The organism is Iodobacter fluviatilis (assembly GCF_004194535.1).
GTDB lineage: Bacteria > Pseudomonadota > Gammaproteobacteria > Burkholderiales > Chitinibacteraceae > Iodobacter > Iodobacter fluviatilis_A.
Genome location: NZ_CP025781.1, coordinates 1,459,786 through 1,481,623 on the forward strand (window position 1 = coordinate 1,459,786; position 21,838 = coordinate 1,481,623).

Below are 21,838 nucleotides of genomic sequence, written 5' to 3' on the forward strand. Positions count from 1 at the left end.
TAAGGTGCATCAAAGGGATGCATACCCCCCTCTACAAACAAGCAACGATCGGGGTCTGGGGCAATATCGTTTTACAAACCTGGCAACATTCCCTTCATGCCACTCATTCCACGCATCAGCTTCGCCATACCGCCTTTGGAGAACTGTTTCATCATTTTTTGCGTTTCTTCAAACTGCTTAAGCAAGCGATTCACTTCTTGAACTTGAACTCCAGCCCCAGCTGCAATGCGGCGTTTGCGGCTGGCTTTGAGTAACTCTGGTTTGCGACGCTCCTCTGGGGTCATCGAATTAATAATGCCCTCAATCCGAGCCACCGATTTGTCAGTCACTTGGCTGTTAGCCATCTGGCTCACTTGGCCTGGCAGTTTATCCATCAAGGCACTCATACCGCCCATTTTTTTCATTTGCTGGATTTGTATTTTAAAATCTTCCAAGTCAAACCCTTTACCGGATTTAACTTTTTTCATCATTTTAAGTGCTTCTTCTTGATCAACGCTATTTTGCACGTCTTCAATCAAGGACAGTACATCGCCCATTCCTAAAATACGGCCAGCCATACGGTCTGGATGGAATGGCTCTAGGCCGGAGAGCTTTTCACCCGTACCCAAAAATTTAATCGGTTTTCCCGTAATATTTCTGACAGATAATGCCGCACCACCTCGCGAATCACCATCCATTTTAGTCAACACAACGCCAGTCAAAGGCAGTGCTTCATTAAATGCTTTGGCAGTATTAACCGCGTCCTGCCCCTGCATGGCATCCACCACAAACAGAGTTTCAACCGGATTAACGGCCGCATGCAGAGCCTTAATTTCGGCCATTAAGGCTTCATCGATCGCCAAACGACCGGCCGTATCGACAATCAACACATCATGAAAATGTTTTTTCGCATAATCATGTGCAGCAAGCGCGATATCCACTGGCTTTTGCGCAACATCAGAAGGAAACCACTCAACCTCTAATTGCCCAGCCAGCGTTTTCAGTTGCTCAATCGCTGCGGGGCGATAAACGTCGGTCGATACCAACAAAACTTTCTTTTTTTGTGTTTCTTTAAGTAATTTTGCAAGCTTACCCGATGTAGTTGTCTTACCCGCCCCCTGTAAACCCGCCATTAAAATGACGGCAGGTGGTACGGCGGCTAAGTTCAACGCATCATTTTGTGCGCCCATTAGCTTGGTCAGTTCCTCATAAACAACACCAATTACCGCTTGACCAGGGGTAAGACTACCAATAACTTCTTGGCCCTGAGCGCGAACTTTTACGTCGTTAATAAATTGCTTAACAACAGGCAAAGCCACGTCAGCCTCAAGCAAGGCCATGCGCACTTCACGCATTGCGTCTTGAATATTGTCTTCTGTAAGGCGAGACTGGCCACGTAAATTTTTAACGACGCCAGATAGACGACTGGAAAGATTTTCGAACATGCTTGATCCTTTGCTTGGCGACTGCCCCAAGAGGGACCTCGCTCTGATAGACTTATATAATGAGCATTTTACCTGAAGTTAGCCCAGCGACTTATTTAGCGCTGCCGGCCTTAACCATTTATTTGTTGCTTGGCTGGCATTTTTGCCGCAGCCGGCTGGCTTCCTCTCACTCCAAAAGCCTGCTTACGCCAACTCTAGAGCAACTACTGTTAATCAGTGGCTTGTTGCTACACGCCTCCGCCCTCTTCCCCTCCCTACTTTGGGCAAGCACCTTGCACTTTGGTGCGGCAGAAGCATTATCGCTTAGCGCGTTTTCCACCTTGTGCATCTATGTATGTGGGCAACTTTTCTGGAAAATGGATGGCTTACAACCCCCTATGTTAGGCATAGCAGCGATATTTTTACTGCTATCACTACTATTGCCCACCGGGCATCCGATTACTTATCCATTAAGTCCATTATCACGTGGTCACTTTTTATTAGCCATGTTCGCCCACGGCATGCTGCTTAATGCCGCTGGAGTTGCCATTCTAATGCGTTTTGCAGATCAAACACTGCATCAAGCCAAAGCAGGGTCGTTAATACGCACACTTCCACCATTAATGACATTAGAAAAGCTCATGTTTGCCTGCGTACGCATGGGCTTTATTTTACTGACCTTTGCTCTTCTTTCAGGAATATTTTTTTCCGAACTTGCTTGGGGACATGGACTTGTTTTTTCACATAAAATTATTTTATCCATCGCAGCTTGGCTCGTATTCGGCACACTACTTTGGGGAAGATTTAAATATGGGTGGCGTGGACGCTTCGCTGCCAACTGGACTCTTGCTGGCTTTGCACTACTCTTCCTAGGGTATATAGGTAGTCGTTTTGTTTTTGAGGCGCTCTTGCACCGTATATAATCAACACGCTCCCACTCAACCACGGGCCATGTAATATTTTGGAACAGCTCTCCTTAGCATTTCTCTACACAGCGCTTGCTGCTTGCTTATTTACATCCGCTTTTTTTTCTGGAGCAGAAACCGCCATGATGGCGGTTAATCGCTATAAAGTAGCCAGCAAAGCGCGCCAAGGCCATCGCGCAGCAGTCCGTACCCAAAAATTATTAAGCCAAACGGATAAACTTCTTTCCGTCATTTTAATTGGCAATACCGTTATCAATACCGCCTCAGCGACATTATCAGCCCTTATTGCAGATCGATTATTTTCAGGTAATGATTTCGCCTTAGCGATTGCTACATTATTGGTGGCATTTGCTATCCTTATTTTTTCTGAAGCGACTCCCAAAGTACTTGCAGCAACGTACCCAGAACCCTTAGCTTACACCGCCTCTGCCCCCTTATTATTGCTATTAAGAGTACTTTACCCTGCGGTTTGGCTAGTTAATTTATTTGTTACCGGGTTAATTAACACATTACGCCTCAAAAAAAACCATGACAATCAACAAGCACTGTCACCAGAAGAACTGCGCTTATTGGTTTTAGAATCTGGGCGACATATGGAAAAAAAACACCATACAATGTTGTTAAACCTATTTGAGCTAGCGAGCATTACAGTTGATGATGTAATGACACCGCGCCACCAAATGGAAAGCATTGATTTAGACGCGCCAACGGATGAGATTCGCAAACAAATATCCACATGCCATCATACGCGCCTCCCTGTTTATTCAGGCAATCCTGACAATATCATTGGTATTTTACATAGTCGAAAAGTTCTATCATTAAAAGAAGATGAAATAGACCAAAGCAGTTTGCGTGAAATGATGCGCCCCCCATACTTTATTCCATCTAGTACTCCCTTATTTACGCAATTACAAAACTTTCAAGAAAACAAACGTAGAATAGCCGTCGTCGTTGATGAATATGGTGAAATGCAAGGGCTAGTTACTCTTGAAGATATTCTTGAGCAAGTCGTCGGAGAGTTCACCACTAACGCCCCTACGCAAGGAGCAAAAGTGTTGCGCCAACCCGATGGTAGTATTTTACTGGATGGTGCTTCAAGCCTACGTGAGTTAAATAGAAAGCTTCGATTAACGTTTCCTATAGATGGGCCCAAAACATTAAATGGCCTAATCCTTGAACACTTTCAAGATATACCAGACGCGGGAACGTGCTTAGTTTTGGCCGGCCAACGTCTTGAAATAGTTCAAACGCAGGACCGCAGTATTCGCGTAGTCCGGCTTTATGCAGCTAATATTTGATATGCAGTATAAATATATTTTTCTTTAGCTTCGAATAGCAACGCAATTTCAAAAGCTATTTGCTAAACTAAGGATGTAATAATCATTAGCTGTTTTTCCCTTTTTCGATTACATATTGAAGACCATGTCAGCTCCCAACACACCTGTATCTGGTCTTGCCCGCCTTCTTGTTCAGCACGGAAGATTGATTGAAGCGGACGCAGAGGCTTTGCAAGCTACGGCCAACAGCAGTAAAACGCCGTTCATTGAGCAACTCATACGCAGTCATAAAATGACTGCGAGGGATGTGGCTGAGTTTTCGTCGCAAGCCTTTGGCTACCCGCTACTCGACCTTGATCACCTTGATTCAAGCTATATCCCTCAAGGGGTCTTAGATCACAAAGTAATGCAGATCCAACGAATCGTGCCGCTTTTTAAGCGTGGCACGAAGCTATTTATTGGCCTATCTGACATCACTAACCTGCAAGCGCTTGAAGAAGTTCGCTTTCAAACCGGCTTGCAAGTCCAACCTCTGGTGGTTGAAGACAGCAAGTTAGTATCATTACTCGATAAACTTATAGAAGCCGCAGGTGGCAATTTAAGCAAAATGTCGCTAGATGACGTCGACCTAGAAATGGCCGGCGATGAAGAAGATGTCAGTCAAAACGACGCAGCAGCGAAGGAAGTGGATGACACTCCTATTGTTAAATATCTGCAAAAAATCTTACTTGATGCCATTAATGCTGGCGTTTCAGATATTCACTTTGAGCCCTACGAAAAGTACTTTCGGATTCGCTATCGACTAGACGGGGTATTGCGCGAAGTAGCTCAGCCCCCGCTGGCAATTAAAGACAAACTTGCATCTCGAATTAAAGTTATTTCTAAGCTCGATATTTCAGAAAAGCGCGTTCCTCAAGATGGCCGCATGAAGCTTGTGCTGTCTAAAAGTCGTGCAATTGATTTTCGGGTATCCACCATGCCAACCATGCATGGCGAGAAAATTTGTATGCGGATTTTAGATCCATCCTCTGCCACGCTGGGCATTGACGCCTTAGGTTACGATCCAGATCAAAAAGAAATTCTGCTTGAGGCCATCCAACGCCCATACGGCATGATCTTAGTAACAGGCCCAACCGGCTCAGGCAAAACAGTTTCACTCTATACCTGCTTGAATATTCTGAATCAGCCAGGGATTAATATCTCTACGGCAGAAGATCCATGCGAAATTAACTTGCCTGGCGTTAACCAAGTTAATGTCAATGAAAAATCAGGGCTCACCTTTGCCGTGGCGCTAAAAGCCTTTCTGCGTCAAGATCCTGACATCATCATGGTGGGGGAAATTCGTGACTTGGGTACCGCCGATATCTCGATTAAAGCGGCACAAACTGGGCATATGGTGTTTTCTACCTTACACACCAACGACGCCCCTACCACTCTAACCCGTATGTTAAACATGGGAATTGCCCCGTTTAACATCGCATCATCCGTTATTTTGATCACTGCTCAGCGCTTAGCTCGTAAGCTGTGCAGTTGCAAAGCGCACATTGATATCCCTCACCAAGCCTTACTGGATGCGGGCTTTTTAGAAGAAGATCTGGATGGCACTTGGAGCCCCTACAAGCCAGTTGGCTGTGATATTTGTAAGGGTTCAGGCTATAAAGGCCGTGTAGGGATTTACCAAGTCATGCCCATTACGGATGCAATGAACCGCATCATTATGACAAACGGCAACGCCATTGATATTGCAGATCAAGCAAAGCGAGACGGTGTTCGTGATTTGCGTCAGTCTGGCTTACGTAAAGTAAAGCAAGGTCTCACTTCATTAGAAGAAATTATGGCGGTGACGAATGAATAAAACACAAAGAGGGTCATCATGGCAGTAGCATCTAAAGCCCTAAAAGTAAAAGAATTTACTTTTGTATGGGAAGGTAAAGATCGTGGCGGCAAAATAGTTAAGGGCGAAATGCGTGCCAGTGGCGAGCACGTCGTAAAAAACACGCTGCGGCGCCAGGGTGTTAATGTTCTAAAAGTAAAGAAACAACGCATGGGCTCCAGTAAGAAAATTACTGACGAAGATATCACCATGTTTACACGCCAGCTTGCCACCATGCTCAAGTCAGGGGTTCCTTTACTTACCTCATTTGATATCGTCGCAAAAGGCCATAGCAATCCATCCGTAACCAAGTTGCTTTTAGATATCAAAAACGATATTGAAACCGGATCGTCCCTTACTCAAGCCTTTAGAAAACACCCTAATGAATTTGATGCGCTGTATTGCAACTTAATTCAAGCGGGTGAACAAGCTGGTATTTTGGATGCCCTACTCGCACGGCTTGCTACGTATAAAGAAAAAACACTTGGCGTTAAAAAGAAAATTAAATCGGCACTATTTTATCCAACTGCCGTGATTGTTGCTGCATTTGTGATTACGGCAGTCATTATGATTTTTGTTATTCCCGCATTTAAGGAGCTATTTTCTAGCTTTGGTGCAAACCTGCCAACACCAACGCTGGTTGTAATGGCAATTTCAGATGTTTTTGTTACCTACTGGTGGCTCATATTTGGCGGTATTTTTGGTGGGATTTGGGGCTTCTTAAAAGCGTGGAAAAAATCTGAAGCTATTCAAATCGTGATGGATCGCTTACTGCTAAAAATTCCAATCATTGGGCAAATTATGCTTAATGCAACCATTGCGCGCTGGTGCCGCACCTTGTCCACCATGTTTGCAGCAGGAGTGCCATTAGTAGAATCACTCGACTCGGTGGGCGGTGCGGCGGGTAATTATCTGTATAAAATTGCCACCAAAAAAATTCAAAATGAAGTAAGTACTGGCACTAGCCTCACTTTGTCCATGCAAAGCACCAATATGTTTCCCAATATGGTGATGCAAATGGTCGCAATTGGTGAAGAATCTGGTGCATTAGATTCAATGCTCAGTAAAGTCGCCGATTATTATGAAGAAGAGGTAGATAACGCCGTTGAAGCGCTTTCCAGCTTAATGGAGCCCATCATTATGGTGGTCTTAGGTACGCTGATTGGTGGTCTAGTGGTTGCTATGTACTTACCAATTTTCAAAATGGGCGAGGTTGTCGGTTAATGATTGAGTTGTTTTTAGATAACCCCGCCATATTTGGCGGGTTTTTATTCGCACTAGGCTTATTGGTTGGTAGTTTTTTAAATGTCGTAATCCATCGCATTCCCAAAATGATGGAGCAGCAATTCAGGCAAGAATGCCAGCTGATTGATGCCCCCATCGACGCGCCGATGCCACAAGCCACTTGCTATAACTTAATTGTTCCTCGCTCAGCCTGCCCCAGCTGTGGCCATGCAATAAGTGCATTAGAAAATATTCCCGTGATTAGCTATCTAATGTTAAAGGGGCGCTGTCGAGGGTGCAAGATTCGCATTAGTCCACGTTACCCCTTAGTCGAGCTACTTTGTGCAACGCTTACCGCTGTTGCTGGGCTGCACTTTGGAGTAACCATTACAGCCATCGCAGCTATTTTACTCACATGGTTTTTGATCGCCTTAGTCTTTATTGATGCCGATACCTATTTACTGCCAGACAGCATCACGCTGCCCTTGCTTTGGCTAGGACTTCTATTCAACTTAAATAATGTTTTTGTACCTTTAGATCAGGCTGTAATTGGGGCCGTTGCCGGTTACCTTGTACTGTGGAGCGTGTACTGGATATTCAAACTCATTACCGGCAAGGAAGGAATGGGCTATGGTGACTTCAAACTACTTGCAGCCCTTGGCGCATGGTTCGGATGGCAAGCACTGCCGAGCGTCATATTACTTTCGTCAATTAGCGGAGCAGTAATCGGCATTGCACTCGCCATCCTTGCTAAACGCGGCATGGGAAAGCCTATGCCTTTTGGCCCTTATTTAGGTATTGCAGGCTGGCTCACATTAATTTTTGGCACCACGTTACAACAAATGATCTTTAATGGTGGAGCCATTTAGTGAGGGCAGATGGCATGCGGGTTATTGGGCTCACAGGAGGAATAGGCAGTGGTAAATCAACCGTTGCTCGGCTTTTTGCTGAGCAAGGCGTGCCTGTTATTGATACAGACGAAATTGCCCACGCTCTTAGCACTCCGCCATCGCCCGCCTTAGCGCAAATTGCCCAAACATTTGGCCCAGAATTTTTAAGCGAGGATGGATCATTAGATCGTGTACGAATGCGCCAGCATGTTTATGCAGAGCCTACGGCAAAAAAAAAGCTAGAAGCAATTTTCCATCCACGGATCAAAGATACAGCGATACAGATGCTTGATGCTTTGCCAGAGCAAACGCCCTACGCCATTTTGGCAGTACCCCTGCTATTTGAAACAGGGAACTATAACCAAATCATTGATCGCAGCTTAATAGTGGATTGCTCTATTGAGCTGCAAATTGCCCGTGTTCAAGCTCGCAACGGCCTAAGTCAGCATGAAATCGAGGCGATTATTGCAAGCCAGTGTCCAAGAAAAGCACGAATAGAACTCGCAGATGATATTATTTTAAATGAAACGACGCTCGCTCATTTACAATCTACCGTTAGCGCTCTTCATCAGCGATATCAGGATTAAATATGTCGGTTTACGTAATTGATTTTAATAAACCATTTCTTGCTGCAAAATCGAATATCTTCGCCGGTTAGACGCATCGTGATTAGCTACGAATTTCCAATTAACGAGCGCATTCGCACCCTTTTGCGACTCGAACACTTATACAACCGCACCATAGAGTATGTGGGGAGAAACTCTGCCACCGACCATCATGCGGCCCTACTCGGCCTATTCGAGATTATGGAAGTCGCTAGTCGCGCGGATATGAAATCAGATTTATTGCAAGAATTAGAACGCCAGCGACAGGCTTTATCTGCCCTGCGAAATAATCCCCAGATATCCGAAGACGCCCTCGAGCGTGTTTTGATCGACATCGAAGAAACGCATTGCAAGATGTTGAATATGACGGGTAAATTTGGGCAGGCACTACGTGAAAACGAGTGGTTAATGGCCATTAAACAACGTGTAACGATACCTGGGGGGGCCTGTGCTTTCGATCTTCCCTCCTACCATTATTGGCAGCAGCAAACCCCAGAATATCGCCGCTCAGATATTGACGCATGGTTCACCCCCCTGCTCCCCATCAAACAAGGCATCGATATTATCTTACGCTTACTGCGTGACAGCATGCGTGAGAATAGCTACACAGCAAAAAATGGCAACTTCCAGCAAATGTCTGGGGGCAAAACCGTTCAACTATTAAGAGTAAGCCTGCCAGCACATTTGGCCGCTGTTCCAGAGCTATCTGCGAACCGTTACGCCATTAATATTCGCTTTGTTATCCCCTCAACCAGTGGAGAACGCGCCAAGGTCGTTGATTCAGATATCGACTTCCAACTCGGCTACTGCAACCTATGACAGCGCCTATATTTCAAACCAAATGCCCAAGTTGTGGTAAACAACATACATACTCCACAACGAATCCAAACCGACCTTTTTGCTCCGAACGCTGCAAACTGATTGATTTGGGACGCTGGGCAAATGAGGAATACAGCATTCCAGCTCCAATTACCAGCCCTGAGGATGTAGATTCTTTGCCGAACTAAAGCAATGTTAGTCTGTCATTCCAGCTTCATCTCATCGTCATCGCAGTGTCATCTGCAAGCATTAAGTTTCCTCATACATCGGAGGAAACTTAATGCTTCAAACTCAGATCACCCCTAGCCGTAAACCTAAACTCTCCGCCTCTATCGCGCACAGTGAAGAGCTCATCTGCGCCGCACAAGCACTACGCTACCAAGTGTTTGTAGAGGAAATGGGTGCGCGCATGATATGCCGCGAACCTGGCATTGATCGTGACCTGTTCGATGCTTACTGTGACCATTTATTGGTTCAAGACGATGAAACTGGAGAAGTAGTTGGCACCTATCGCATTCTACCCCCTCATCAAGCCCGTAAACTGGGCAGCTACTACTCAGACACAGAGTTTGACTTGACTCGACTTGGGCATCTACGCGAACAGTTGGTAGAAATTGGCCGCTCCTGCGTACATCCAGATTACCGCTCTGGCGCCACGATAACCCTGCTCTGGGCAGGCCTTGCTGAGTATATGAGCAAGAACAACTATAACTACCTTATTGGCTGCGCCAGCATTTCTATTGCTGACGGAGGCCATGTTGCCGCTAGCCTGTACCGCAAGCTTGCAAAAGAAAAGCTCGCACCTATTGAATGGCGCGTCTTTCCGCGCTGCCCACTGCCCATCGCAACGCTAAATCAACGGTTAGACACAGAAATTCCGCCGCTCATCAAAGGATATTTACGTGCTGGTGCGCTCATTTGCGGTGAACCTGCATGGGATCCTGATTTCAATACGGCCGACCTATTTATCCTTTTGCCAATGCAAAACTTGGATATCCGCTATGCCAGACATTTCATGCGGTGATCTTCACATAGATAGGAATTGGCCTAAGGCCCAAGAAACAGCTAAACTCAGAGCATTCAGAATTTTCCTATAGAAATTTAGCTGCATGCGCACTCCATTGTTCTGCCTACGCCTTAGTCGCTTGTGCCGCTTAATTAGCCATTTTGCTAAAGGATTATTTAAAGTTACCTTTCGGTTTCCAAGCATGGCACTTGAAGACAGGGTCAACTACATTCAAAAATGGTCAAAACAATTTACTCAAATTTTGGGTGTAAGACTGCGCGTGCAGGGTATTGAACCTGGACAGTACCCAAGTCAACATATGCTACTCGCCAACCATATTTCTTGGTTAGACATTTTTGTATTAGACTCGGTAACCGTTTCACGTTTCGTGGCCAAATCCGAGCTCAAGTCATGGCCAATTATCGGCAGACTCTGCATAGGCTCTGGCACATTGTTCATTGAACGTGATCGCAAACGAGATACCGCCAGAGTCAACCAAGCTATTGTGACCGCTCTGAACGAAGGACATTGCATTACAGTATTTCCTGAAGGCACTACCGGCTGTGGGCGTCAGCTGCTACCTTTTCGATCCTCACTTCTGCAGGCAGCGATTGATGGAAAGGCAACGATCCAGCCCGTTTATTTACGCTATACCGACGCCGAAGGAAAATATTCAGATGCCGCCACTTACATTGGCAACATGTCTATTGCCCAATCTGCGTGGAGAATATTAGGCACACGATCTTTGCATGCAGAGATCAACTTTCTTGCCCCATTTCCAACGGAGCATGAAAACCGTCGCACTCTTACACAATTTGTAGAAGCACGCATCTGTACTGCGCACCAAGCATTAAACCCTCAGTCAAGCAGTGCTTGATACTCATAGCGGGCAGCAACCTGAAAGAGCTGCCCACTGTCTAAATCGATCCCCGTTAAAGCGGCACCCCATACACAGCCCGTATCTAAAGACCATACCTGCTCTTTAAGCATTAAACCAAGCGCAGACCAATGGCCACAGACCACACGGCGCGGCAATGGTAGCCTATCTTTAGACTCAAACCAAGGGCAAATCCCCGCAGGTGCATGATCCCGTTCCCCTTTATACTTCAGCTGTAAAGAACCATCTACAGTAACAAAACGCATCCGCGTTAAGCAATTCACAGTAAATCGCAATCTATCTGCTAGCGGCATTGCTACATCCCAGCTTGCTGGTTGGTTGCCATACATTGTAGATAAAAAGGACTTCCAACCCTCTCCACGCAATGCATTTTCAACCTCGCTAGCCGCATTTTTTGCATCCTCAAGTGACCAATTAGGGCTGACGCCTGCGTGTACCAACAAAACATCCCCCAGATCTATCAATAGAGGTTGCTGTCTTAACCACCCAATCAAAGCATCAGCATCAGGTGCAGCCAAAATATCTTGAACCGTATCACCATGCTTTACCTGAGAGACCCCCGCATACACGGCCAACAGATGTAAATCATGATTCCCTAACACAGTCGAAATCCCCATACTCTGAGAAGCCCAACGAAGTGTTTCAAGTGAAAATGGCCCACGATTTACTAAATCACCAACAAGGTAGATTTGATCATTTTGTGGATTAAAAGCCATGGCATTAAGCAAAGACATTAACTCAGCATAGCAGCCCTGAACATCACCAATTGCATATCGTGCCATAACTCATCCAATTAACAGCTAAAATGAAAAATACTCTTAAGCCAGCAGAATAAAGACCATGATCGCAGACAAACGACTAGATCTTAACGATTGGCTCATTAAATTAAGTCAAATCGAGCTACCCACCCTTCAGTATACGCTTGATCAAATGCATAATTTGCAGTCAAGAATTGACGACATCAGTATTAGAGAAATCTCTCAACTTATTCGCCATGACCCTCTGCTCACGCTACGATTAATACGTTTTCAGCAAGAGCACCGTAGCACAACCCAATTGACTGACGTTAATACGATTAACCGTGTCCTACTCATGATTGGAATGGGGGGCTTTTTTCGTGAATTTGGTAAGATGCAAAGCATTGAAAATAGATTACATTCAACGCCAGAGGCATTGCAGCGAGTAAGACAACTTATTTCACGATCCTATTTAGCAGCTAAAATCGCTGAAAGCTTAGGCGGGCAAAGAAATGATGTAGATCCTGAAGAAGTCACAACCGCATCATTACTACATGACCTAGCAGAAATCTTAATTTGTTTGAGCGCACCAGAATTAACTCAAAATATAAATCAGCATCTACAAAAAAAACCTGGAACACGCAGCCATGATGCGCAAAAACTTATCCTAGGCTTTACTTTTAATGAATTACAAACGGAGTTAGCTCAGCGCTGGCATTTACCCAGCCTGCTATCTCATCTCATGGATGAACGGCACTTAGATGAACCAAGGGTAAGAACCGTCACTATTGCAACATCAACAGCAAGACACCTAGCCAACAGCTGGCAAGACCCCGCACTACCCGATGACTACATAAACATCGCAAATCTATTATCTTTTGATACCGAGCAGGCATACAACCTAGTGCGTAATGTTTGCCTTAAAACAGCACATGAATGGCAATGGTTTTCAGTACTCCCTGTCGCAACAACGCTACCACAAGTTAACTAACAAAACAGCAGGCAATAAAAAAGCCAACCTTACGGTTGGCTTTTTACTTTACTACGAAAGGCTGTAAAGCAAGCGATTACTCGCCAGCCTCAACCGCTTCCGCTTCTTCAGGACGGTCTACAAGCTCAACGAATGCCATAGGAGCATTGTCGCCTTGACGGAAACCGCACTTCAGAATGCGAAGATAGCCACCATTACGGGTAGCGTAGCGCGGGCCGAGCACGTCGAATAACTTAACCACCATATCACGATCGCGAGTGCGATTGAACGCCAGACGGCGGTTCGCAAGCGAAGGCTTTTTACCCAAAGTGATCAAAGGCTCTGCAACACGGCGCAGTTCTTTTGCTTTAGGTAAAGTGGTCTTGATGACTTCGTGACGGAGCAACGAATTCGCAAGATTACGCAACATCGCCAGACGATGACTCGTCGTACGATTTAATTTGCGATTAGATTGACGGTGACGCATTTGTCGATTTCCTTTTGCCCGCTATTACGGCTTTTCTAAGCCAGCAGGCGGCCAGTTTTCAAGGCGCATGCCCAGCGAGAGGCCTTTAGAGGCAAGAACTTCCTTGATCTCGTTAAGCGATTTACGCCCAAGATTAGGTGCCTTCAAAAGCTCAGTCTCGGTACGCTGGATCAGGTCGCCGATATAATAGATGTTCTCTGCCTTCAGGCAGTTAGCCGAACGGACAGTCAGTTCGAGGTCGTCAACCGGGCGCAACAGAATCGGATCGATTTGTGGCGCTTGTGGTTGTTCTTCCTCTACGGGAGTGCCTTCAAGATCAGCGAACACGGCGAGCTGGTCAATTAGCATACGCGCAGCTTGGCGGACTGCCTCTTCAGGTTCAATTACGCCATTGGTTTCAATGTCAATAATCAAACGATCAAGATCAGTGCGTTGTTCTACACGTGCGCTTTCTACGTGGTAGCTCACACGGCGAATTGGGCTGAATGACGCATCAAGCATGATGTTACCGATAGTACGGCCTTCATCTTTACCTAAGCGATTAGGGGCAGGTTGATACCCACGACCCTTCTCAACCGTAATCTCCATATTGAGCTTGCCACCAGCAGACAGATGGGCAATCACATGATCTGGATTGATCACCTCAACATCGTGTGACAGCTGAATATCGGACGCTTTAACGACGCCCTCACCCTCTTTTGAGAGGGTGAGAACAACCGAGTCCCGACCATGCAGCTTGAGCACAACGCCTTTGAGGTTCAGTAAGATATCAACAACATCTTCCTGTACACCATCCAGTGCGGAATATTCATGTACCACACCTTCGATCTTAACTTCAGTCGGCGCGAAGCCAGACATCGAAGAAAGAAGAATGCGGCGCAGAGCATTACCGAGCGTATGGCCGTAACCGCGCTCGAACGGCTCCATCACGACCTTCGCCTGGGCAGCATTTAAAGCCTGCACATCAATGATGCGCGGCTTGAGCAACTCATTCGCGTTGATTTGCATAAGTCAGTATCCCTTGGCTAGCCGGGTCAGAATGTTACTTGGAGTAGAATTCCACAACCAGCGCTTCATTGATGTCGCTAGACAGATCAGAACGCTCTGGCATGCTTTTAAACGTACCTTCAAGCTTTTTGGAATCTACCTGAACCCAGCTCGGGAAACCGATACCCTCAGCCAAGGAAACAGCTTCCTGGATGCGAGCCTGAGTCTTCGACTTATCGCGAACTGAAACAACGTCGCCAGCCTTAACCAAGTACGATGGAATATTTACAACACTGCCGTTTACCACAATTGCCTTGTGGGAAACAAGCTGACGAGATTCGGCACGTGTAGAGCCAAAACCCATACGATAAACCACGTTATCGAGACGACATTCGAGAATCTTTAACAGATTTTCGCCTGTCGAGCCTTTACGACGGCTAGCTTCTTCAAAATAACGACGGAACTGACGTTCCAATACACCGTAAATGCGACGAATCTTTTGCTTTTCGCGCAAATGAACACCGTAGTCGGACAGACGTGATGGCTTCTTACCGCCACTCACACCATGCTGACCAGGAGCTTGTTCTAGTTTGCACTTACTATCCAAAGAACGACGAGCGCTCTTAAGGAAAAGATCCGTACCCTCACGACGTGCAAGTTTGCACTTGGGTCCAATATAACGAGCCATAACTTACTCCGGGATTAGATACGACGCTTCTTCGGCGGACGACAACCGTTATGCGGAATCGGCGTAACATCCGAAATACTCGTAATCTTGAAGCCGAGTGCGTTTAATGCACGCACAGCAGATTCACGACCCGGACCCGGACCCTTGATGCGAACTTCGAGGTTCTTTACACCGTATTCTTGGGCAACTTTACCAGCAGCTTCTGCAGCTACCTGAGCTGCAAAAGGTGTACTTTTCCGAGAGCCTTTGAAACCAGCACCGCCCGAGGTAGCCCAAGACAGTGCATTCCCTTGGCGATCAGTGATGGTAATGATTGTGTTATTGAAAGATGCGTGCACGTGCACAACACCTTCAGACACGCTCTTTTTGACTTTCTTACGTACACGTACTGTGTTTGCTCTAGCCATTCTTCAATTCCTTGCTATTACTTCTTGCCAGCGATGGACTTACGCGGACCCTTGCGAGTACGCGCATTGGTACGAGTACGCTGACCGCGGCACGGAAGCCCCCTGCGGTGACGGAAACCACGGTAACAACCAAGGTCCATAAGACGCTTGATACTCATGGTCACTTCGCGGCGTAAATCACCCTCGACAACATACTTGCCAAGTTCTTCACGCAGCAGATCTAGTTCAGCATCACTGAGATCTTTTACCTTTTTTGTAGGCTCAACGCTTGTAGCTGCGCAGACGGCATAGGCGCGAGTGCGACCAATACCGAAAATAGCCTGAAGGCCGATCACAGTATGCTGATGATTCGGGATATTAACCCCAGCAATACGGGCCATACTTTTCTTACCCCAGGTTCAAAAAGCTTTGCATATTAACATCAGAAACTGATTGTCGCAACAATCAGCCTTGACGCTGCTTGTGCCGCGGGTCGGTGCAAATCACACGCACAACACGGTTGCGGCGTACGATTTTACAATTGCGGCAAATTTTCTTGACCGACGCTTGAACTCTCATCGTCTTTCCTTTCGATCAAAATTAAATCCGAGCTGTTATTTAGCTCGGAATACAATGCGAGCCTTGGTCAGATCATAGGGAGTCAACTCCACTGTAACCTTATCTCCAGGCAGGATACGGATGTAATGCATCCGCATCTTACCAGAAATATGACCAAGAACCACATGTCCGTTTTCGAGCTTGACCTTAAACGTTGCATTTGGCAACGTTTCTAGGACTTCGCCCTGCATCTGAATGACTTCGTCTTTCGCCATAGCCTGTTACGCCTAGCCCTTGAAGTTAGCTTTCTTGAGCAGACTCTCGTACTGATGTGAGAGCACGTATGACTGCATCTGCGACATAAAGTCCATTGTCACAACTACCAGAATCAACAGAGAAGTACCACCAAAATAGAATGGAACATTCCACTTCAGTATCAAAAACTCTGGAATCAAGCAGATTACCGTGATATAGACTGCACCAATAAGTGTGAGCTTTAAGATCAACTTTTCGATATATTTTGCAGTGTGGTCACCCGGGCGATAACCCGGAATCATTGCCCCACTCTTCTTCAAGTTATCTGCAGTTTCCTTCGGATTGAAGACTAAAGCAGTGTAGAAGTAGCAGAAGAAAATGATCGCTGTCGCATACAACAATACATAGAGCGGCTGACCAGGATGCAGCATGTCACCGATCGATTTTAACCATGACAATTTATCGCTATTACCAGTCCAGGACAGTAACGTCGCAGGGAATAGGATAATTGACGAAGCAAAAATCGGAGGGATCACGCCCGCCATATTCAGTTTCAGCGGAAGGTGAGTGCTCTGTGCCTGCATCATACGATTGCCAACTTGGCGTTTCGCATAATGAACAGGGACTTTACGCTGGCCACGTTCAACAAACACGACCGCAGCAGTTAATAGCACAACACCAACAAAGAGGAACAACACAAGCAAAATAGGTAATGCACCTTGATTAGCCAGCGATAAAGTTTTGCCGATTGCCGAAGGCAAGCCGGAAGCAATACCAGAACAGATCAGTATAGAGATACCGTTACCGATGCCTCGTTCAGTAATCTGCTCCCCCAGCCACATCAGGAACATGGTGCCTGTAACCAGCGTCACGATCGTTGTAAACACAAACTGAGCTTGTGCCACAACTACTAGATTGGGCTGTTTAAAGAGCATCATTGCAATACCAAAACTCTGTGCAGTAGCAAGAAGCAGCGTCGCATAACGCGTATATTGCGTAATTTTACGACGGCCTGCCTCCCCCTCTTTTTTCATCTGCTTCAGAGATGGCAGCACCTCGGCAGCGAGCTGTAAAATAATCGATGCCGAGATGTAAGGCATGATCCCGATAGCGAACACGGTAAAGCGAGAGAGGGCACCACCGGAAAACATATTGAACATGTTCAATAAACCGGTTTGCGACGACTCAAACAATTTTGCCAGTTCAGCTGGATTGATGCCCGGCACCGGGATGTGTGCGCCGATTCGATATACGATCAGCGCCCCGATGAGGAACCAAATCCGGCGTTTAAGATCCGCAAACTTGTTTGCAGAACTAGCCAGAGCGGGATTTGCCATTACTGCCTTATCCTCAGTTTACCGAATTACTCGGTGATGCTGCCACCAGCTGCTTCAATAGCAGCACGGGCACCCTTAGTTACAGCCAAGCCCTTAAGTACAACTGCACGCTCAATAGTGCCGGAAAGTACAACTTTCCCGCGCAGAGCACGCTGAGATACCACACCAGCTTGAAGCAGCGCTTCAAAAGTAATTTCGCTCAATGGCAAATCATTGATGTCCGACAAGCGAACTTCAGCGGTATCACCACGTGTGAGAGAAACAAAACCACGCTTTGGCAGACGGCGTTGCAAAGGCATTTGACCGCCTTCAAAACCGACTTTATGGAAACCACCAGTACGTGACTTCTGACCTTTGTGACCACGACCAGACGTTTTGCCTAAGCCAGAGCCAATACCGCGGCCTACACGACGCTTAGCGTGAGTAGAACCAGCAGCTGGTTTCAGGTTATTAAGTTCCATTTAGCCTTCCACCTTCAGTAGGTAGCTAATCTTGTTAGCCATACCACGATTTTCTGGGGTATCGATCACTTCAGAGCTACTGTTAAGACGACGGAGACCTAAGCCACGGGCGCAAGCCTTGTGAGCTTCCAGTCGACCAATCAGACTTTTAACTAAAGTTACTTTGAATTTCTTAGAGTCGCTCATTTAGCAGCTCCTAGAATCTCTTCAACGCTCTTACCACGTTTCGCAGCGATATCCGCTGGTGTATGCAGCTTAGAAAGACCGTTTAATGTTGCACGCACAATGTTGTACGGGTTGGTCGAACCATGGCACTTTGCCGAAATATTATGGATACCCATAACTTCGAACACAGCGCGCATTGGGCCGCCAGCAATAATACCCTTACCATCTGCAGCAGGTTGCATAAACACGGTAGTCGCGCCATGCTTGCCGTAAACGGTGTGTTGGATAGTACCGTTATTCAAAGAAACTTTCTGCAATTTGCGGCGAGCTTCTTCCATTGCTTTTTGTACAGCTACAGGCACTTCTTTCGATTTGCCCTTGCCCATGCCAACGCCGCCATCACCATCACCAACAACTGTCAGTGCGGCAAAACCAAGGATACGACCACCCTTGACGACTTTGGTAACGCGATTTACAGCGACCATCTTTTCACGAAGGCCGTCGCCGCGTTCTTCCATATCGTTCTTAGCCATATATCAACTCCAAACTCAATTAGAAGACGAGGCCGCCCTCACGAGCGGCATCAGCTAAGGCCTTAACACGGCCGTGATATTTGAAGCCGGAACGGTCAAATGCAACCGTTTCGACACCCGCAGCTTTCGCTTTTTCTGCGATACGCTTGCCAATCACGACTGCGGCATCAACAGAGCCGCCATTCTTGATTTGGCCACGAACATCTGCTTCAAGTGTTGAAGCAGAAACCAGTACTTTGCTACCGGTTTCGTCGATGATCTGGGCGTAGATGTGACTGTTGGTGCGATGCACCGACAGACGCAACATCTTGAGCTCCGCAATCTTTGCACGGGTTTTACGTGCGCGGCGGAGTCGAGCTTGGTTCTTGTCCATGATTCAGCCTCGATTACTTCTTCTTGGTTTCTTTCAATACGACAACCTCATCCGAATAACGTACGCCCTTGCCTTTATATGGCTCTGGCTTACGGTATTCACGGATTTCGGCTGCAACTTGACCAACTAGTTGCTTGTCGGCGCCCTTGAGGACGATTTCGGTTTGCGTCGGGGTTTCCACCTTCACACCCACAGGCATTGTATGCGCAACTGGATGAGAAAAGCCGAGAGTCAAGTTCAAGACATCGCCTTGAGCTTGAGCACGGTAACCAACGCCTACCAGCAAGAGCTTACGCTCAAAGCCTTTAGAAACGCCTGCTACCATGTTGTTTACCAACGCGCGCAATGTACCGGACATAGAGCGAGCATGCTTAGATGCACTCTTGGCGGCAAATTGTACGGCATTGTCCTCAACCTTAACGTCAACATCAACGCAAAGTGCTTGCGTCATTGTGCCGTGCGGGCCCTTCACAACGATTTCACCAGCTGCGAATTGAACTTCAACGCCTGCCGGGATAACTACTGGGTTTTTTGCTACGCGAGACATCGATTCACCTCTTTAAGCGACGACGCACAGAAGCTCGCCACCAATACCATTGGCACGTGCTTTGCGATCTGTCATTACGCCTTTGGAGGTGGACAAAATAGCCACACCCAGACCGTTCATCACCGTTGGGATTTCTGTTGCACCTTTGTAGATGCGCAGACCCGGCTTGGACACACGGTCCAAACGCTCGATAACCGGACGACCAGCGTAGTACTTGAGTTCGATGGTCAGAACAGGCTTAACTTCACCTGCGACTTCAAACGATTCGATATAACCTTCATCTTGCAACACGCCAGCAATAGCTAACTTCAGTGTGGACGACGGCATTGTAACTTGTGCCTTGTCCGCACGTTGTGCGTTGCGAATACGGGTTAGCATATCGGCGATAGGATCATGCATTGCCATGTTTTATCTCTCCTATTACCAGCTAGCCTTGACCATGCCAGGAACTTCACCCTTAAAGGCGAGTTCACGTAGCTTGATACGGCCGAGTCCGAATTTGCGATACACGCCACGACCACGACCAGTAATCGAACAACGATTTACTAGACGTACTGGGCTTGCATTACGCGGAAGCTGCTGGAATTGCAAACGAGCAGCAAAACGCTCTTCGTCAGATGCATTCTGGTCATTGATGACCGCCATCAGCTTTTCACGCTTGGCGGCGTACTTAGCGACGGTTGCACGACGCTTTTCCTCACGCTTAATCACTGCGACTTTAGCCATGGTTGCCTCAACTCTTGAATGGGAACTTGAAGCAAGCGAGTAAAGCACGCGCTTCTTCATCGGATTTAGCTGTAGTGGTAATCGTAATATTCATACCACGTAAAGCGTCAATCTTGTCGTATTCGATTTCTGGGAAAATGATTTGCTCACGCACGCCCATATTGAAATTTCCACGACCGTCAAACGATTTACCACTCACACCGCGGAAATCGCGCACACGTGGCAAAGCAACCGTTACCAGACGATCCAAAAATTCGAACATGCGTTCGCGGCGCAAAGTCACTTTGCAGCCAACCGGATACCCTTCACGAATCTTGAAACCAGCAATCGACTTTTTAGCTACAGTAACAACCGGCTTTTGACCAGCAATCTTCACCAAATCACCAACAGCATGATCCATCACTTTCTTATCCGCAATCGCTTCGCCAACACCCATGTTAATGGTAATTTTGTCGATACGTGGAACTTGCATGATGGACTTATAACCGAACTGCTCAACCAGCTTCGGAATTACTTGATCTTTATAAAACTCTTGCAGACGTGCCATTTTTCATCACCCCTTAGCCGCCAACCACTTCGCCACTAGACTTAAAGAAACGAACCTTGCGGCCATCCTCTAAAGTCTTGAAGCCAACGCGATCAGCCTTGCCCGTTGCAGTGTTAAACAAGGCAACATTAGAAATGTGAACCGGCATAGTCTTTTCGACAATACCGCCCTGTACACCGCGCATTGGATTTGGCTTTTGGTGTTTTTTCACCACATTAACGCCTTCAACAACGACACGATCTTCAGCCGGGATTACGCGCAGCACTGTACCGCGCTTGCCGTTGTCCTTGCCTGTGATAACGATGATTTCATCGCCTTTGCGAATCTTGTTCATGCCCGTCCCCTTACAACACTTCTGGCGCAAGTGAAACGATTTTCATAAATCGTTCATTGCGCAGCTCACGAGTAACTGGCCCAAAAATACGGGTACCAATTGGCTCAAGCTTGGCATTAAGGAGAACTGCAGCGTTGCCATCAAACTTGATAAGCGAACCATCAGCACGGCGTACGCCCTTAGCGGTGCGAACCACTACGGCGCTATATACGTCACCTTTTTTAACACGACCACGAGGGGCAGCATCTTTAATGGCAACCTTAATAATATCGCCCACCGAAGCGTAGCGACGCTTGGAACCACCAAGAACCTTAATGCACATTACTGAACGTGCACCAGTGTTATCAGCAACTTCAAGCCTAGTTTGCATTTGAATCATTGAAACAAACCTCCAACTTTTTCCGCCTATAATCTCGGCAAGACCGAGTCGCTCGGCAAAACCGAGCATTAGCAGCTAGTTTTGGATCCCGTAGGGAAGAACTCCATACACAACATGTGTTATATATGGATAAGAAAGCGGGCATTGTACATAAAGCACAATACCCGCGCAAGCACGTATTAAATATTAATTACGAGCTTTCTCTACCAGCGTCGTCACAGCCCAATTTTTTGTTTTGGACAATGGACGAATTTCTACGATTGTAACCAAATCACCTTCGTGATATTGATTGCTTTCGTCATGCGCATGGTATTTTTTGGAACGACGCATCATCTTGCCGTAGAGCGGGTGTTTAACCAGACGCTCTACCAACACGGTAACAGTCTTATCCATTTTGTCGCTGACGATACGGCCTGTCAGTTCGCGCTTCAGTTTAGCTTCAGACAT

At 46.7% G+C, this 21,838-nt stretch carries 32 protein-coding genes; 11 read left to right on the forward strand and 21 right to left on the reverse strand.

The window, feature by feature from the left end:
- Window positions 1–71: 71 nt before the first annotated feature.
- Window positions 72–1,424, reverse strand: coding sequence for a signal recognition particle protein (ffh, locus tag C1H71_RS06425; RefSeq protein ID WP_130105819.1), 1,353 nt, complete (start codon window positions 1,422–1,424; stop codon window positions 72–74).
- A 59-nt stretch (window positions 1,425–1,483) separates the two neighbouring features.
- Here ffh and C1H71_RS06430 point away from each other — a divergent pair, with 59 nt between their 5' ends.
- The 10 genes from C1H71_RS06430 to C1H71_RS06475 all read left to right on the forward strand — a co-directional run bounded on the left by C1H71_RS06430 (window position 1,484) and on the right by C1H71_RS06475 (window position 10,900).
- Window positions 1,484–2,326, forward strand: coding sequence for a cytochrome C assembly family protein (locus C1H71_RS06430; protein ID WP_130105820.1), 843 nt, complete (start codon window positions 1,484–1,486; stop codon window positions 2,324–2,326).
- 38 nt (window positions 2,327–2,364) lie between these two features.
- Window positions 2,365–3,627, forward strand: a complete 1,263-nt coding sequence (locus C1H71_RS06435; protein WP_130105821.1) for an HlyC/CorC family transporter — start codon at window positions 2,365–2,367, stop codon at window positions 3,625–3,627.
- A 124-nt stretch (window positions 3,628–3,751) separates the two neighbouring features.
- Complete coding sequence (gene pilB / locus C1H71_RS06440) at window positions 3,752–5,461, forward strand: type IV-A pilus assembly ATPase PilB (protein ID WP_130105822.1); 1,710 nt, start codon at window positions 3,752–3,754, stop codon at window positions 5,459–5,461.
- An 18-nt stretch (window positions 5,462–5,479) separates the two neighbouring features.
- On the forward strand, window positions 5,480–6,703 hold the full coding sequence (locus C1H71_RS06445) for a type II secretion system F family protein (RefSeq protein WP_130105823.1): 1,224 nt from the start codon (window positions 5,480–5,482) through the stop codon (window positions 6,701–6,703).
- Window positions 6,703–7,572 carry a prepilin peptidase gene (locus tag C1H71_RS06450; RefSeq protein WP_130105824.1) on the forward strand — a complete coding sequence of 290 codons (870 nt, stop codon included), beginning with the start codon at window positions 6,703–6,705 and terminating at the stop codon, window positions 7,570–7,572. Before C1H71_RS06445 ends, C1H71_RS06450 begins: the two co-directional genes overlap by 1 nt.
- Before the next feature lie 14 nt (window positions 7,573–7,586).
- Entirely contained in the window at window positions 7,587–8,180 is a 594-nt protein-coding gene (coaE, locus tag C1H71_RS06455) for a dephospho-CoA kinase (protein WP_130105825.1), read from the forward strand.
- 78 nt (window positions 8,181–8,258) lie between these two features.
- A complete protein-coding gene (gene zapD / locus C1H71_RS06460) occupies window positions 8,259–9,017 on the forward strand; it encodes a cell division protein ZapD (RefSeq protein ID WP_130105826.1) in 759 nt (252 codons plus the stop codon).
- Window positions 9,014–9,205 carry a DNA gyrase inhibitor YacG gene (locus C1H71_RS06465; RefSeq protein ID WP_130105827.1) on the forward strand — a complete coding sequence of 64 codons (192 nt, stop codon included), beginning with the start codon at window positions 9,014–9,016 and terminating at the stop codon, window positions 9,203–9,205. Before zapD ends, C1H71_RS06465 begins: the two co-directional genes overlap by 4 nt.
- Window positions 9,206–9,297: 92 nt before the next feature.
- The gene (locus C1H71_RS06470) at window positions 9,298–10,041 is read left to right on the forward strand and encodes a GNAT family N-acetyltransferase (RefSeq protein WP_130105828.1); all 744 of its coding nucleotides are present in this window, start codon (window positions 9,298–9,300) and stop codon (window positions 10,039–10,041) included.
- A gap of 184 nt (window positions 10,042–10,225) precedes the next feature.
- Complete coding sequence (locus C1H71_RS06475; RefSeq protein WP_188053627.1) at window positions 10,226–10,900, forward strand: lysophospholipid acyltransferase family protein; 675 nt, start codon at window positions 10,226–10,228, stop codon at window positions 10,898–10,900.
- Here C1H71_RS06475 and C1H71_RS06480 read toward each other — a convergent pair.
- Complete coding sequence (locus C1H71_RS06480) at window positions 10,882–11,703, reverse strand: symmetrical bis(5'-nucleosyl)-tetraphosphatase (protein WP_130105830.1); 822 nt, start codon at window positions 11,701–11,703, stop codon at window positions 10,882–10,884. The genes C1H71_RS06475 and C1H71_RS06480 overlap by 19 nt on opposite strands.
- Before the next feature lie 58 nt (window positions 11,704–11,761).
- Here C1H71_RS06480 and C1H71_RS06485 point away from each other — a divergent pair, with 58 nt between their 5' ends.
- Window positions 11,762–12,649, forward strand: a complete 888-nt coding sequence (locus tag C1H71_RS06485; protein ID WP_130105831.1) for an HDOD domain-containing protein — start codon at window positions 11,762–11,764, stop codon at window positions 12,647–12,649.
- A 76-nt stretch (window positions 12,650–12,725) separates the two neighbouring features.
- Here the strand turns inward: C1H71_RS06485 and rplQ are convergent, their stop codons facing one another.
- From rplQ to rpsQ, 19 genes are all read right to left on the reverse strand, one after another.
- Window positions 12,726–13,115 carry a 50S ribosomal protein L17 gene (gene rplQ, locus C1H71_RS06490; RefSeq protein ID WP_130105832.1) on the reverse strand — a complete coding sequence of 130 codons (390 nt, stop codon included), beginning with the start codon at window positions 13,113–13,115 and terminating at the stop codon, window positions 12,726–12,728.
- A 24-nt stretch (window positions 13,116–13,139) separates the two neighbouring features.
- A complete protein-coding gene (locus tag C1H71_RS06495; RefSeq protein ID WP_130105833.1) occupies window positions 13,140–14,123 on the reverse strand; it encodes a DNA-directed RNA polymerase subunit alpha in 984 nt (327 codons plus the stop codon).
- 34 nt (window positions 14,124–14,157) lie between these two features.
- On the reverse strand, window positions 14,158–14,790 hold the full coding sequence (rpsD, locus tag C1H71_RS06500) for a 30S ribosomal protein S4 (protein WP_130105834.1): 633 nt from the start codon (window positions 14,788–14,790) through the stop codon (window positions 14,158–14,160).
- A 14-nt stretch (window positions 14,791–14,804) separates the two neighbouring features.
- Window positions 14,805–15,197 (reverse strand): 30S ribosomal protein S11, encoded by a 393-nt coding sequence (rpsK, locus tag C1H71_RS06505; RefSeq protein WP_130105835.1) that lies wholly within the window; start codon window positions 15,195–15,197, stop codon window positions 14,805–14,807.
- A 17-nt stretch (window positions 15,198–15,214) separates the two neighbouring features.
- The gene (gene rpsM / locus C1H71_RS06510) at window positions 15,215–15,577 is read right to left on the reverse strand and encodes a 30S ribosomal protein S13 (RefSeq protein ID WP_046351578.1); all 363 of its coding nucleotides are present in this window, start codon (window positions 15,575–15,577) and stop codon (window positions 15,215–15,217) included.
- A gap of 64 nt (window positions 15,578–15,641) precedes the next feature.
- On the reverse strand, window positions 15,642–15,755 hold the full coding sequence (gene rpmJ, locus C1H71_RS06515) for a 50S ribosomal protein L36 (protein WP_046351577.1): 114 nt from the start codon (window positions 15,753–15,755) through the stop codon (window positions 15,642–15,644).
- A 35-nt stretch (window positions 15,756–15,790) separates the two neighbouring features.
- Window positions 15,791–16,009 (reverse strand): translation initiation factor IF-1, encoded by a 219-nt coding sequence (gene infA / locus C1H71_RS06520; RefSeq protein ID WP_046351576.1) that lies wholly within the window; start codon window positions 16,007–16,009, stop codon window positions 15,791–15,793.
- A 12-nt stretch (window positions 16,010–16,021) separates the two neighbouring features.
- Window positions 16,022–17,326 (reverse strand): preprotein translocase subunit SecY, encoded by a 1,305-nt coding sequence (gene secY / locus C1H71_RS06525; protein WP_130105836.1) that lies wholly within the window; start codon window positions 17,324–17,326, stop codon window positions 16,022–16,024.
- A 26-nt stretch (window positions 17,327–17,352) separates the two neighbouring features.
- Window positions 17,353–17,787 (reverse strand): 50S ribosomal protein L15, encoded by a 435-nt coding sequence (rplO, locus tag C1H71_RS06530; RefSeq protein ID WP_130105837.1) that lies wholly within the window; start codon window positions 17,785–17,787, stop codon window positions 17,353–17,355.
- Window positions 17,788–17,973, reverse strand: coding sequence for a 50S ribosomal protein L30 (gene rpmD, locus C1H71_RS06535; protein ID WP_046351573.1), 186 nt, complete (start codon window positions 17,971–17,973; stop codon window positions 17,788–17,790). It lies immediately after the preceding gene.
- Complete coding sequence (gene rpsE / locus C1H71_RS06540; protein WP_130105838.1) at window positions 17,970–18,485, reverse strand: 30S ribosomal protein S5; 516 nt, start codon at window positions 18,483–18,485, stop codon at window positions 17,970–17,972. Before rpsE ends, rpmD begins: the two co-directional genes overlap by 4 nt.
- Before the next feature lie 19 nt (window positions 18,486–18,504).
- Window positions 18,505–18,858, reverse strand: a complete 354-nt coding sequence (gene rplR / locus C1H71_RS06545; protein ID WP_130105839.1) for a 50S ribosomal protein L18 — start codon at window positions 18,856–18,858, stop codon at window positions 18,505–18,507.
- A gap of 13 nt (window positions 18,859–18,871) precedes the next feature.
- Window positions 18,872–19,405, reverse strand: coding sequence for a 50S ribosomal protein L6 (gene rplF, locus C1H71_RS06550; RefSeq protein WP_130105840.1), 534 nt, complete (start codon window positions 19,403–19,405; stop codon window positions 18,872–18,874).
- Between the two features lie 12 nt (window positions 19,406–19,417).
- Window positions 19,418–19,810, reverse strand: coding sequence for a 30S ribosomal protein S8 (gene rpsH, locus C1H71_RS06555; RefSeq protein WP_046351569.1), 393 nt, complete (start codon window positions 19,808–19,810; stop codon window positions 19,418–19,420).
- Window positions 19,811–19,825: 15 nt separating this feature from the next.
- Window positions 19,826–20,131: a 30S ribosomal protein S14 gene (rpsN, locus tag C1H71_RS06560; RefSeq protein ID WP_046351568.1), complete on the reverse strand. Its 306-nt coding sequence runs from the start codon at window positions 20,129–20,131 to the stop codon at window positions 19,826–19,828.
- 7 nt (window positions 20,132–20,138) lie between these two features.
- Window positions 20,139–20,678 carry a 50S ribosomal protein L5 gene (gene rplE / locus C1H71_RS06565; protein ID WP_130105841.1) on the reverse strand — a complete coding sequence of 180 codons (540 nt, stop codon included), beginning with the start codon at window positions 20,676–20,678 and terminating at the stop codon, window positions 20,139–20,141.
- A gap of 13 nt (window positions 20,679–20,691) precedes the next feature.
- Entirely contained in the window at window positions 20,692–21,012 is a 321-nt protein-coding gene (rplX, locus tag C1H71_RS06570) for a 50S ribosomal protein L24 (RefSeq protein WP_099396482.1), read from the reverse strand.
- A gap of 10 nt (window positions 21,013–21,022) precedes the next feature.
- On the reverse strand, window positions 21,023–21,391 hold the full coding sequence (gene rplN / locus C1H71_RS06575) for a 50S ribosomal protein L14 (protein WP_046351565.1): 369 nt from the start codon (window positions 21,389–21,391) through the stop codon (window positions 21,023–21,025).
- A gap of 186 nt (window positions 21,392–21,577) precedes the next feature.
- Window positions 21,578–21,838, reverse strand: a complete 261-nt coding sequence (rpsQ, locus tag C1H71_RS06580; protein WP_130105842.1) for a 30S ribosomal protein S17 — start codon at window positions 21,836–21,838, stop codon at window positions 21,578–21,580.

Bases quoted from the DNA above. Each gene is read 5' to 3' on its own strand.
- rplQ (WP_130105832.1), bottom strand. From the start codon at position 13,115: ATGCGTCACCGTCAATCTAATCGCAAATTAAATCGTACGACGAGTCAT.
- C1H71_RS06485 (WP_130105831.1), top strand. From the start codon at position 11,762: ATGATCGCAGACAAACGACTAGATCTTAACGATTGGCTCATTAAATTA.
- secY (WP_130105836.1), bottom strand. From the start codon at position 17,326: ATGGCAAATCCCGCTCTGGCTAGTTCTGCAAACAAGTTTGCGGATCTT.
- rpmD (WP_046351573.1), bottom strand. From the start codon at position 17,973: ATGAGCGACTCTAAGAAATTCAAAGTAACTTTAGTTAAAAGTCTGATT.
- ffh (WP_130105819.1), bottom strand. From the start codon at position 1,424: ATGTTCGAAAATCTTTCCAGTCGTCTATCTGGCGTCGTTAAAAATTTA.
- C1H71_RS06450 (WP_130105824.1), top strand. From the start codon at position 6,703: ATGATTGAGTTGTTTTTAGATAACCCCGCCATATTTGGCGGGTTTTTA.
- C1H71_RS06465 (WP_130105827.1), top strand. From the start codon at position 9,014: ATGACAGCGCCTATATTTCAAACCAAATGCCCAAGTTGTGGTAAACAA.
- rplF (WP_130105840.1), bottom strand. From the start codon at position 19,405: ATGTCTCGCGTAGCAAAAAACCCAGTAGTTATCCCGGCAGGCGTTGAA.
- rpsE (WP_130105838.1), bottom strand. From the start codon at position 18,485: ATGGCTAAGAACGATATGGAAGAACGCGGCGACGGCCTTCGTGAAAAG.
- rpsH (WP_046351569.1), bottom strand. From the start codon at position 19,810: ATGGCAATGCATGATCCTATCGCCGATATGCTAACCCGTATTCGCAAC.
- C1H71_RS06445 (WP_130105823.1), top strand. From the start codon at position 5,480: ATGGCAGTAGCATCTAAAGCCCTAAAAGTAAAAGAATTTACTTTTGTA.
- C1H71_RS06470 (WP_130105828.1), top strand. From the start codon at position 9,298: ATGCTTCAAACTCAGATCACCCCTAGCCGTAAACCTAAACTCTCCGCC.
- rpsQ (WP_130105842.1), bottom strand. From the start codon at position 21,838: ATGTCTGAAGCTAAACTGAAGCGCGAACTGACAGGCCGTATCGTCAGC.
- rplE (WP_130105841.1), bottom strand. From the start codon at position 20,678: ATGGCACGTCTGCAAGAGTTTTATAAAGATCAAGTAATTCCGAAGCTG.
- rplO (WP_130105837.1), bottom strand. From the start codon at position 17,787: ATGGAACTTAATAACCTGAAACCAGCTGCTGGTTCTACTCACGCTAAG.
- rplX (WP_099396482.1), bottom strand. From the start codon at position 21,012: ATGAACAAGATTCGCAAAGGCGATGAAATCATCGTTATCACAGGCAAG.
- rplN (WP_046351565.1), bottom strand. From the start codon at position 21,391: ATGATTCAAATGCAAACTAGGCTTGAAGTTGCTGATAACACTGGTGCA.
- coaE (WP_130105825.1), top strand. From the start codon at position 7,587: ATGCGGGTTATTGGGCTCACAGGAGGAATAGGCAGTGGTAAATCAACC.
- rpsN (WP_046351568.1), bottom strand. From the start codon at position 20,131: ATGGCTAAAGTCGCAGTGATTAAGCGTGAGGAAAAGCGTCGTGCAACC.
- rpsK (WP_130105835.1), bottom strand. From the start codon at position 15,197: ATGGCTAGAGCAAACACAGTACGTGTACGTAAGAAAGTCAAAAAGAGC.
- C1H71_RS06430 (WP_130105820.1), top strand. From the start codon at position 1,484: ATGAGCATTTTACCTGAAGTTAGCCCAGCGACTTATTTAGCGCTGCCG.
- C1H71_RS06495 (WP_130105833.1), bottom strand. From the start codon at position 14,123: ATGCAAATCAACGCGAATGAGTTGCTCAAGCCGCGCATCATTGATGTG.
- rpsM (WP_046351578.1), bottom strand. From the start codon at position 15,577: ATGGCCCGTATTGCTGGGGTTAATATCCCGAATCATCAGCATACTGTG.
- infA (WP_046351576.1), bottom strand. From the start codon at position 16,009: ATGGCGAAAGACGAAGTCATTCAGATGCAGGGCGAAGTCCTAGAAACG.
- rpsD (WP_130105834.1), bottom strand. From the start codon at position 14,790: ATGGCTCGTTATATTGGACCCAAGTGCAAACTTGCACGTCGTGAGGGT.
- rplR (WP_130105839.1), bottom strand. From the start codon at position 18,858: ATGGACAAGAACCAAGCTCGACTCCGCCGCGCACGTAAAACCCGTGCA.
- C1H71_RS06480 (WP_130105830.1), bottom strand. From the start codon at position 11,703: ATGGCACGATATGCAATTGGTGATGTTCAGGGCTGCTATGCTGAGTTA.
- C1H71_RS06475 (WP_188053627.1), top strand. From the start codon at position 10,226: ATGGCACTTGAAGACAGGGTCAACTACATTCAAAAATGGTCAAAACAA.
- pilB (WP_130105822.1), top strand. From the start codon at position 3,752: ATGTCAGCTCCCAACACACCTGTATCTGGTCTTGCCCGCCTTCTTGTT.
- rpmJ (WP_046351577.1), bottom strand. From the start codon at position 15,755: ATGAGAGTTCAAGCGTCGGTCAAGAAAATTTGCCGCAATTGTAAAATC.